The 381-nt window shown below is 58.0% G+C and carries 1 protein-coding gene; it reads left to right on the top strand.

Translation table 11 applies throughout. The features are described 5' to 3' along the window. The coding region (gene glnL / locus SB756_RS28405; protein ID WP_410912827.1) for a nitrogen regulation protein NR(II) at positions 1-381 on the top strand (381 nt) is incomplete at both ends.

Raw genomic sequence — 381 nt, 5'->3', positions numbered from 1 at the left:
GTCATCGACGGGCGCTCGCATATCCTTTCTGTGACGGCCCAGCGTATGCCGGACGGCATGATCCTGCTGGAGATGGCTCCGATGGATAACCAGCGCCGCTTAAGTCAGGAACAGCTACAGCACGCCCAGCAGGTTGCTGCCCGTGATTTAGTGCGCGGCCTGGCACATGAGATTAAAAATCCGCTTGGCGGTTTACGTGGCGCGGCGCAGCTGCTCAGCAAAGCGTTACCTGACCCATCACTACTCGAATATACCAAAGTGATTATCGAACAGGCGGACCGGCTGCGAAATCTGGTCGACCGTCTGTTGGGGCCGCAGCTGCCCGGTACGCGCGTTACCGAAAGTATTCACAAAGTGGCTGAACGCGTGGTAACGCTGGTG

Source organism: Pseudomonas sp. SIMBA_068 (assembly GCF_046534705.1).
Taxonomy (GTDB): domain Bacteria; phylum Pseudomonadota; class Gammaproteobacteria; order Pseudomonadales; family Pseudomonadaceae; genus Aquipseudomonas; species Aquipseudomonas putida.
Note: the sequence above shows the minus strand (reverse complement) of the source record. Positions and strands in the feature narration are given on the sequence as shown.